This window comes from Neoluteolibacter marinus (assembly GCF_014904755.1).
In the GTDB taxonomy this organism is placed as follows: domain Bacteria; phylum Verrucomicrobiota; class Verrucomicrobiia; order Verrucomicrobiales; family Akkermansiaceae; genus Haloferula; species Haloferula marina.
This window is the reverse complement of record NZ_JACZFQ010000074.1, coordinates 1-10,797: the sequence shown is the minus strand read 5'-3', so window position 1 is coordinate 10,797 and position 10,797 is coordinate 1. Positions and strand designations below refer to the sequence as shown.

Below are 10,797 nucleotides of genomic sequence, written 5' to 3'. Positions count from 1 at the left end.
TCCCTCGGCTACCGCACCCCGGCCCAGTTCGAAGCCGATCTGAACTCGATCAACTAACCAACAAACGGTCCAAAAATCCGTTGCATCTCATCCCAATCAGCGTGATCCCAACCGATCCGGTGGCCGCAGACCTGAATCCCATCAGCCCCGACGGCAATCTCGACAGGCAACTGCCCGGTCGGCACTTCGATCATCGTGGACAAGTCCCGACGATATCCGGTGGAAATCACCAAGCATGAGGTTGATGGGCCGACTCGAGCACCGGTCGTCCAAGGCAACTCGCCTTTCGTGAGCCTCACCCTAGCCAGACCGACAGGACCGTCTAACCCAAGGCCGGCAGGCCGGGTCACATCCACAACCACTTCACTGACCTCGGAAATCACGGAGAACTCCCCCAGTTCCACCCCATCGAAATCGGTGATCCGGTGATCCGTGCCGAATTTCTCGACCTCCACTTGGAGAGGAATGAGCACATGCCCCTGAGAGTCGCAGTTCAATTCCAGAGGATGAATTCCGTCGTCCATCTTGCGCTCCTTGATTTGGCCCCTAAATGCAAAAGCTGTTCAAATCCCTTACGGCGTCACCGGTCCCTCGTCCTCCTGCTGGGCCCCCAGAAGGGCACCGATCACCAACTGCACGTCGACGAGGATCCGCCCCACCTTTTCCCTCAATTCGAGGGCGTCGAACCCCGACCAGAGCGCGAAGATCTCCACGCCGATGAAGAGGGTCAGCAAAATCGACGCCGCGACTGGCGGATTACTCACCATCTTGACCGGAATCATGCCGGCCATGGCCACGATGACCCCGAAGAAGAATAGGATGGGGAGACCGATCCACCAAGCCGTGCAGCCGATCAACAGGCCCGCCAGGACCTGCGCCAGGAAGATCAACGCGAAGCCGACGGGGAGAAAGAGAAACCATTTGATTGCGGTCATCGGGGGAGGTGCATGTCTCTGAAACCAAACCAGCCACCCTGGAGTTCCAAGGTGGCCGGGGTGTTGAGAAGTCGCACAGAGACGACCGCGACGACCTTTCACCATCCCTTTCGGGGCAGCTTGGACATGCGCCGCCGCCACCCCGACCCTTTCGGTCTGGTGGCGGCGTTGTTTCGGTCAACGCCGACCGCTCTGCGCGGGGTTCTCACGCCCCGGTCCGGTCTCCCGGACGACGTCGAGTCAGCACGCTACGCCTCCTACCTGCAAGTCACATTGTCGATGACCCTGAAGTCATCCCTTCCTTCTCCCTTGCGGGGTTTGCGCGTATTACCAATTCGCTGCATCGCTTGGGGTCCCCGACAATCCGGCAGGTGAGGGTTTCTCGTCGGCTCAACCCGCCCCGATGCACCTGACCCACCTGGCAGCACCGATCTCGATTGTCACCCCGTAGAAATCTATCCCGGGGCTGCTCGTTGCAGATCAGTTGATTGCCGCAGCTAGAACGAAAGTGCGAGAAGGCCTTCTGGGCACGCCAACAGCAATATTACCGCCCAAATCAAGCTTGGCACGACCAGCGTCTTTCCCTACCAATATCCCGATATTTTTGTCCATCGGCCATGGTCGGGTGGAACATCGATACTAGACCGTCCCCCTCTGTTTCGAAACTTTCCAGATCTGAGATTCCATGCGAGACGGCATTCCCCCCACTCGAGCGATACTGCCATTCAGCTCGCCACATGCCCCTCGACGGCCATGCTTGCTCCTCTACGCCAGGGCATTTTACCCCAATCGAGAAACTTCACCTCAAGGTGATGGACAGCGTCGCCCCTCGCCCTTCTTCAGATTCTGGAGAGGTTCCGCCAGGCCACTGTCCCACGTTGCCTCCGCATTCGCTGCATTCCACTTCTTGCTGCCGACCCCTGCCAACTCCCACCCCTTGCCAGATTTGGTTGTTTACGGCCGCGTTTATTCCCCCACCAACGGCCAGCAGCAACTAGGCCCGGCACTTCCAGGAAAACTACTCGCAGTTCGGCGGGATGTCAGTTCTTCCGGTGAGATCACCGTCGCGGAGACTGCTGAATTGACACCTGTCGCACACAGCCACTCAGGACTCTACTTCTTCAAGTTCCCCCGCAGCGCGTCCGGAGCAGATCGAGGCGAGGGTGAAGCATTTCTACTCCCGGGCGACACCTTGCATTTCTTCCTCGATATGGACGGGGACAACTTCCCGGATCCTGGAGAGGAAGCTCCCGAGACCGTCAGCGGGCAGTTGGTCGTGGAGGAGTCGACAAGACAGGTCGTTTACCTGGATCTCAACCGCATGATTGTCGATTCCGACTCCGATGGACTCCCCGACGATTGGGAAAAGCGCCACTTCATATCCCTTTCCCCAATCGCGGCTGACGATCCTGCATCCGACGGAGTGAGCAACCTTCTTGCAATGGCGATGGGTCTTGATCCTCTCGCTACCAAGACCCACCTGATGCCAACACTTGTGCCAGCTGGTGAAGGATACTTTGACTTCTATTTTCGAAGAGCAGCGGCATGGATCCCGGCCATGGTTGCGGTGGAGTCGAGCCCCAATCTAGCGGGCCCGTGGACGTCAGTCGGCGGATCCCCTGTCGAAATCGAGACCTCGGCCGGAAGCACGCTCTACCGCCTGCCAGTGTCCTTCTCACCTGGTTTGCCAACACGGTTCTTCCGTCTCGACGTTACTCCCCTCCCTCCCCAGTAAGCCCCCCAGTGTCCACTCGCCTCCCCTCCCCGTCCGCGATCACGGGCCACCACCGCATCCCTTGGTTGCTGGTGGTCGCTTGGTTTCACTTGGTTCCACTGGCACATGGTCTGGATACGAACAAAAACGGTGTTTCCCCGAACGCCATCTCCCTGCCATCGGGCCCCGGCTCCATCGAGGGCCTGGGGGAGTCTTTCCAGCCTTCGCTGAATACCGGCACCGGCAAACACGCGCTCAACATCACGGTTCCTCCCGGCACGGCGGGACACGCCCCCCAGTTGTTGATCTTCTACGAAGGAGCCGAGGGCAACGGTGTGCTCGGCTACGGATGGCAGCTTCCGCTCACCTACATCCAGCGCCAGACCGACAAGGGCGTGCCCCGGTACGTTGACGGCCCCGACTTGATCGACAACGACCTCGACGGTGTGACTGACAACCTGGAAGAGCTGGACACCTTCATCACCGGCTCCGCCGAGGAACTGGTCCCGGTCATCGATGGCACATTTACGAGCTACTTCTGCGAAAACGAATCCTCCTTCACCCGATACCGCCGCACCGGCGATCACTGGGAAGCCCGCACCGCCGGTGGCGTGCGTCTCGTCTTTGGTGAATCTCCAGCCGCCCGCATCACGGACCCCGATGATCCGACGCGAGTCTTCCGCTGGCTGCTGGAAAGGAGCATCGACACCCGCGGCAACGAGATCCGATACACCTACGCCAACGCTGCCGGCGCGGAAAACCTGTCGCAGAAGTATCTCGAAACCGTCAGCTATGGCGCGGGAGCGGCCCCCTGGGGCGGCAAGTTCCACTTCGTCCGCTTCAGCTACGAGGCACGGGCCGACTGGTTCGAGGACTGCCGGGCGGGCTTCCCGGTGCGCACCGGACGGCGGCTCACCCGCATTGATGTGGGCAGCCAGGGAGTCCCTCCGCTCGACCACCTCGCCGGCGACTTCAACGGCGACACCATCCCCGACTCCCTCAACCGCCGTTACGACGTTTCCTACCACGAGGTGCCCCACGCGTCGCTGGTCGAGAGCATCACGGTCCGGGGCAGCGACGGAACCACCGCCCTCCCGCCCGCCCGCTACGGATACACGATCTGCAACGGCAACACCGCCCTCGACGCCTCCGGCCAGCTGATCCCCTCCCTGAACGTGCCACCGGTCGGCTTCGACAATGCCGACACCGACCTCGCCGACATGAACGGCGACGGCCTGCCCGACCTCCTCCGGGCGAACAGCAACCCTCACCGCGTCTATTTCAACGAGGGCGAACGCGATGACAGCGAGGGTGGAACCGCGATCCGCTGGTCCGGCGCGGTGACTATCCCGGCCCCGACCGAAGGCGCAGGGCCCGGATCGTTACTGCTTTCCAGCACCCAGGTCACGCTGGCCGACATCGATGGTGACGGCCTGTCCGACTTCGTCCGGGTGCCCGGCAGCGGCGACAGCTTCTTCTACCGCAATCGCCCGGGTGCCGGAGCCGCGCCATATTGGGAAGCCGTTAGCGCGATCACCCAGGATGGAGCCTTCTCGCCCCCGTCGCCCCACGCCAGCGGCAGCAGTTCCCGCAGCCTCGACCTCGACTTCGACAAGCGCATGGACATCGTGCGCTCCCAGCCTTCCGGCGGCGGTTTTATCTATCAGGCCTGGTTCAATCTCGACACCCAGCGCTTCAGCACCCGCACCACCTTCACCCCATCGCACGGATTCGACCTTGCCGCGGCCGACGTGAAGACCGCCGACCTCAACGGTGACCGCCTGACCGACATCGCCCGCATTCGTCCCGCCGTCGTCGAGGTCACGATGGGCCTCGGTCTCGGAAGTTTCCTGCCATTGGAAACCATCGCGATTCCCGACTTCGCGCTCTCCTCGACGGACATCGCCAAGGCCGAACTGGAGGATGTCAATGGTGACGGACTCGCCGACCTCGTCATCGTCCGGCCGTCCCCGGGGAATCTCTGGATCTGGCCCAACCGCGGCAACCGCACCTTCGGAGCGCGCATCGTCGTCACTGGCCTGCCTGGTGTCATCCATACCGACGCGACCAGCCGCTGGGCAGACATCAATGGCAACGGCACCAAGGACCTCGTTTTCGCCGACCGCAGCGCGCCGGCAGGTCAGGAAATCCAGGCTCTCGATATCGGCCGACTGATGGGCTGCGAACCGAGACCCTACCTGATCGACCACATCGAGAATGGCATTGGCCGCGTCGAGGAGATCATCCACACCACCACCACCGAGTTCATCCTCGCGGATGGCACGGACGACCAAGGGAACTACGCCTACCCGTGGGCCCATCCGCTACCCTTCCCAGTCACGGTGATCCGCGAGGTCGGCACCGCCGACTCGCTCGGTGCCGAGTATCGTTCGGAGTTCGCTTACCACGAGGCCTACTACGACCCCGTCGAAAAGCAGTTTCGCGGATTCGCCCGCGTCGAGCAGGTCGATGTCGGCGATGCCACCGCGCCCACCCTTGTCTCCCGCTCGTATTTCGATATCGGCGACGTCGAGGAATCGCTCAAGGGCAAGGTCCTCCGCCTCACCACCGAGGACGAAAGCGGCTCGGTCTTCAATGACGCCGTCACGGAGTGGGATGTCCGGACCCTCCACCCCGGGACCGACGGCCGTTCGGTCAGCTTCGCTCATCAGGTTTCCAGCACCACCGACATCCTCGAGCAAGGCCGCGGCACGCCGCGCCGCACCTACGTCGAGTATGACTACGACAACTACGGCAACGCCACCGAGGAGCGCAACTACGGCATTGTCGAAGACGACGATCTCACAGCCTTCAGCGACGAACGCCTTACCACCACCACCTTCGCCTACAACTTCGACGAGTGGCTGATCCGGCTACCCTATCAGGTCGAGGTTAGTGACGGGTCCGGCCAGACTATCAGCCGCTCCCGCACCTTCTACGACGACGAGACCTTCTCCGGCACGAACCCAGCCGAGGTATCGATCGGAAATCCAACTCTTGTCCGCCAGTGGACGAACGTGGCCGCAGACGAGTTCATCGCTGCCAGCCGCACCACCTTCGATACTTTCGGCAATCCCATCCACCTCTACGACCCGCTGTGGGAAGAAGCCGGCGCGGGCCATTGGCGGGAATTGTCCTATGACCCGGCCTTTCACACCTACCCCGTCACCGAAACGATCCACGTCGACGGTTCGGTGGCAACCTTGGCAACCAGTGCAAGCTACGACCCCGGACTGGGAACCATGCTCTCGGTTACGGATTTCAACAGCAACGAAACCACAGTCCACTACGATACACTTGGCCGCCTCGTCGCCGTTGTGCGTCCCTTCGATACCGAGGCTTCCCCCACCGTCGAGTATGAATACTTCCTCGCTCAGCCGGACGGTGACGGCGGGATCGTGAATTTCACTGAAATCCGGCAGCGAGAGACTGCTGGAGGCGGCCAGTTCCGTAGTCGTGAGTTCTTTGACGGTCTCGGGCGGAAGCGGCTGGTCAAGCACGAGGACGAAGCCGCCGGCTCCTTCATCGTCAAGGGGCACTCCTCGTTCAATGCCCGCCGCGGGGTGCGATCAGTCCTCAATCCCCACACCTCCGAGTCCTTTGACTACGAGCCGTTTCCAGCCGGAGGCCCGGTTACATCATCCGACTACGACGCACTCGGCCGCGTCGTCCGGATCACCAACCAGGACGCGTCCTTTGCCTCCACGGTTTATGAACCCCTCCTCGTCCGGAGCTTCGACGAAAACGACTCCGATCCCGCATCCAAGCACTTCGACACGCCGATGGTCCACCACAACGACGGCCTGGGGCGCCTCGTGCGGGTCGATGAAATCGTTCGCCTCGACAATGAAGGCCACGAAATCGGCAACGCAAACACCTGGACCACTACCTACACCTACCGCGCCGACGACGTGCTCCTGACGCTCACCGACAGCCAGGACAACTTCAAGGAGTTCCGCTATGACTCTCTCGGCCGCAAAACCTTCATGGACGACCCCAACCGCGGCGAACTGCACTGGGTGTATGACGCTGCATCAAACGTGATTGCCACCACCGATCACAAGGGCCAGCAGATCCTCCATACCTACGACGGCGCCAACCGCCTGCGCACCGAGGATTACCTCGACGAGGCCTCACCCTTCTCCGGTCACCACATCTACGACCCCGAGCAACCGATCAGCGCCGCCAACCGCCCGGATGTCGTCTGGTTCTACGACAGCCCGCAGGCGGGCCTCGACCTAGGAGACGGGACGACCGGCACCGCCACCCAAACTCTCGGGCAGATCGCCTCGATCTGGGATCTCTCCGGTGAGGAGCACTTCTCCTACGACGCCCGCGCCCGGATCGACTGGCAGGTAAAACGCCTGCCCGACCCGGTCCTGCCGTCCCTTCTGGCCTCCTACCGCACCCGCTACAGCTACGACTCCGCCGACCGCATCGTCACCCTCGGGTATCCCGATGGTGACCACGCCACCCACGAGTACAACGACCGCTTCCAGCTTGAGCGGATCCTCGGCGGGCCCTCCGGGACCATCATCTCTTCCCTCGATTACAAGCCATGGGATTCACCCGCATCCATCGGCTACGGAAATGGCACCCACACTTCATACGATTACGATGCCCGCCTGCGCCTTCGCGACCTCGACACGCTCGGCCCTGGAACCGCTACGCTGATCGACTTCACCTATCATCTCGATGCCGTCGGCAACATCGACCGCATCGACGACAACCGATCCGTCACCGGCCCGCGCCTCAATACCCAGGTCTTCACCTACGACTCCCTCTACCGCCTCACCGGCGTCACCTATCCGGGCATCAGCGGAGCGCAGTCGATCGCCTACCGCTATGATCGCATCGGCAACATGCTCGAGCAGTCGTCGGGCATCCTCCACCTTGAGAACGACCTCAGCATCACCGACCACGGCCTCATGAGCTACGGCGGTCCCGAGGGCAGGAGCGGACGCAGCGGGCGCGGCGATTCCGCGGCCGGTCCCCATGCCCTCACCGGCGTCAGCTCCGGGAGCGGTCGCAGCTACCCCTACGACCGCAATGGCAACATGACCCTCATCGATGGCCTGACCTGCTCTTGGGACTTCAAGGACCGCATAGTCGCCACTGAGAACGAGCGGATGTCCGCCCGTTACGTGTATGACCACAGCGACCGGCGGGTCGCCAAGCAGGTCACGCCCGAGGCGGGCCAGCCCGGGGCCGGGGTCACGGATTCGACCTTCTACATCAACCGCTACTTCGAGATCCGCCCCGGCGAGCCGCCGGTAAAATACGTCTGGAACGGCGACACCCGCGTCGCCCGCATCACCGGCACGGTTTCCTCCCCGCAGCGAGTCCAGCGCCTACGCCTGCTCGCCGGCTGGAACCTCGCCGGCCTCAATGTTGCCGTAGATCCCGGTGCCTTCGACCCCGCCAGCCATCCCGATCTCGACGAGGCGAAATGGTGGGATGCCGACACCCGTGAATGGCAGACCCTGCCGGCCTCCGAGCCGCTCGCCGCCGGCACCCCGATCTGGCTCCGGGCCCCCGCCCCGTCACTGCTTTCGGTCGCCGGTCCCCGCGCTCCGCCCGCAGCACTCACCCTCGCCCCCGGCGAACTCCGCTTCGCCGCCAATCCCGCCCGTGAGACCATCCCGCTGACGGAAGTTCCGGCGACATGGGAGATCTCCCGCTTTGATCCCTCTACCCAGTCCTGGCAGTCCCGCTTCGTCGGCGACCTGGCCGCCGCCTCCGATCCGCTCCCCGCCGACTGGTCCGCCGACGAGTCCCTCCTCCTCCGCGCCACCAACGGAGCCACGATTCCCGTCGCCCTCGAATCCGCCCTCGACATCCGCTACTACCACCAGGACCACCTAGGCTCCACCAGCGTCGTCACCGATGCCTATGGAGCGCTGGTCGAAGAGACCGCCAACTATCCCTTTGGCGCCGAGCGTCAGGGTCACCGACCCGGAGGCATCAGGGAATCCTATGGCTTCACACAGAAGGAACAGGATCGGGAGAGCGGCCTGCACTACTTCGAGGCGAGGTTTGTGACTTCGGCACTCGGGAGGTTCACCCGCGTTGACCCCATCCTGGCCTCGATGCCGGAGGAACTGCTGGGCGACCCTCAGCGCCTCAACGGTTACTCCTACAGCGGCAATCGTCCGACGGTCGCGACCGATCCAAGCGGTGAGGTTTGGGGCCTTATCTCGAAGGTGGCGAAGGTGATCATCAAGGGCGGAGACATTGCCTCCACCGTTGCCGGAGCCATCGATGACGTCAACACCCTGACCAGTCGTGATGCGTCCCTCGGAGAACGGCTCATTGCAGGGGCCAGCTTGGCGAGCGAGATCGTGTCACCAGTCTCGATCAAGGACGCAAAGGCCGGCATCAAGGCCGCCGACAGACTATTTGATGGCAAGAAAGCTGATAGGCTTGCTGATTCGATTAAACCCAGCCTAGGGGGCACAGGAATTCCGCTCAATAATAACTCTGCGAGAAAACTTCTACGAAGCAGAGGTGCGACGAAGCAACAAGCACGTCAAACTGTGGCGAGCTTTGATGGTCCAATCACAGCGACTCAAGGGAGAGCAGGTGACGCTTTTACAGTCACTGAATCTAGTCGCGGAAGCGCCAGTGGCATGTTCGTTACTCGAGGATCGGCTGGAGCGACTCCTGCCGAGAGAATCACAAACCTGGCGTTACCAACTTCAAATTCCGCAGCAGTGGAAGGGCAGGTGATACTGACAAGACCACAGATTCTCTTAGAGGGAAAAGTTGCCTCTCAGGTTGGTAACCCAGGATTCGGCCCAACTGCAACGGGCGGAGGACATCAGGTTATTACCGACGCTTTCAATGGTGGAATCAGGAGACCCTGAGCATGAGTAGTTTTATTGGCGATCAAGTCTTAGCAGTTTTGCGCGAGAATGGTTTTGAAGCTGATTCAGCGAACCTAGAAACGCTATTGGATGAACTGCAGAAGTCCAAAGATGCACAGGTAAAACAGCGCGCGGCATCCGAGATTCAAGGCTGCTGTCATCTTCATTCCTTCGGAAACCTAAACATCTCAACGATAAATGGCTGGAGATGGAACTCAATGCTAGAAAGGCTAGCGAGTTACGCAAAGAGAAAGGCCGGAACCGATCCCGCTAAACGAAGCCGGTGAGTTTGTCAATGAAAGGGGCCCTGCGCAAAGTCCCGAATAGCCTTGCCAAGGAGACGGGCGGTTTGGAGTCTTGATCGAATCTTTCATCCCCGTTTCCTCGCCGGGAATGACGGTAGGCCTCCCGCCCCAGCAGAGGGAGCCGCTACCCAGTTTCACGGCGATCACGCGGAGGTCCCCGCCATCCCCAAATCGTTTCCGCCCATGAGCCCCTCCCCGACGAGCTCGATGGACCCTGTCCGGTCCCATCTCCGCCTCTCCCGTAATCGCCACTCCAGCGGATCCCGAGGGCCAGCGATTCCTTCGAGAAGCCGCTGCGTTGATGTGGAATTCTCGCATTTCCTGAATTCCAATCCTTCGAGCCGCTCCGGACAGTTTGCGCTCCAATTCTTATTCTTGGCGGCACTTGCGCTGGTCCTCGGTCTCGCCGGCGTGGCGTCCGCTCAGTCCCCCACCATCACCCCAGGCAACAAGGGTGGTCAAAACATCCTCATCACGGGCAGCACAACGGTGATGGGAGGCACCTACACCAACGTCGGCACTTTCAAGGTGGAGCCCGGTGCCACGCTCTACGTCCAGGCACACGACGGCAGCAGCGGAGGCTACATCCGGATGGAGGCCGATTTCATCGATATTCGCGGCACCATCGAAGGAAGCGGGAGGGGCTACGGCGGCGGTGGTGGGGGCGGTGGCGGCGGGGGCGGTGACCAGGAAGTGGCAACCCGGGGTGCCGGTGGCAACGGTGGGGGCGGTGTCGGGGGATCGGCGGCCGGCGGTGGCGGTGAGGCTGGTGATGGCGACAGCTATGCCATGCCGGGCTACACTGCCTACGGAAGAGGCGGCCGGGGCGGCGCCGGCGGCGATGGCTACGGGTCCTTGGCAGGAGGCGGAGGGAATCGGGGAAGCCGCGGGACGACCGACCGGGGCGGCAACGGCGGCAACGGCGCCGATGCGAGCGCGAACGGAGTTCGCAGCATCGGGTCGGGCGGAGGTGGGGG

General features: G+C 62.1%; 4 protein-coding genes and 1 pseudogene. 3 read left to right on the top strand and 2 right to left on the bottom strand.

Translation table 11 applies throughout. The features are described 5' to 3' along the window. Positions 1 to 53: 53 nt before the first annotated feature. On the bottom strand, positions 54 to 524 hold the full coding sequence (locus tag IG178_RS14595; RefSeq protein WP_193213303.1) for a hypothetical protein: 471 nt from the start codon (positions 522 to 524) through the stop codon (positions 54 to 56). A 48-nt stretch (positions 525 to 572) separates the two neighbouring features. Further along, the gene (locus IG178_RS14590) at positions 573 to 935 is read right to left on the bottom strand and encodes a hypothetical protein (RefSeq protein ID WP_193213302.1); all 363 of its coding nucleotides are present in this window, start codon (positions 933 to 935) and stop codon (positions 573 to 575) included. 937 nt (positions 936 to 1,872) lie between these two features. Between IG178_RS14590 and IG178_RS14585 the strand changes: the two genes are divergently transcribed. The 3 genes and pseudogenes from IG178_RS14585 to IG178_RS26030 all read left to right on the top strand — a co-directional run. Next, positions 1,873 to 2,670, top strand: a complete 798-nt coding sequence (locus tag IG178_RS14585) for a hypothetical protein (RefSeq protein WP_193213301.1) — start codon at positions 1,873 to 1,875, stop codon at positions 2,668 to 2,670. 8 nt (positions 2,671 to 2,678) lie between these two features. Then, on the top strand, positions 2,679 to 9,515 hold the full coding sequence (locus IG178_RS14580) for a SpvB/TcaC N-terminal domain-containing protein (RefSeq protein ID WP_193213300.1): 6,837 nt from the start codon (positions 2,679 to 2,681) through the stop codon (positions 9,513 to 9,515). A 680-nt stretch (positions 9,516 to 10,195) separates the two neighbouring features. Beyond that, positions 10,196 to 10,797 (top strand): annotated as a pseudogene (locus tag IG178_RS26030) (hypothetical protein); the annotation flags it as partial.

Excerpts from the sequence above, each read along its gene's own strand:
- IG178_RS14595 (WP_193213303.1), bottom strand. The coding sequence starts at position 524 with ATGGACGACGGAATTCATCCTCTGGAATTGAACTGCGACTCTCAGGGG.
- IG178_RS14590 (WP_193213302.1), bottom strand. The coding sequence starts at position 935 with ATGACCGCAATCAAATGGTTTCTCTTTCTCCCCGTCGGCTTCGCGTTG.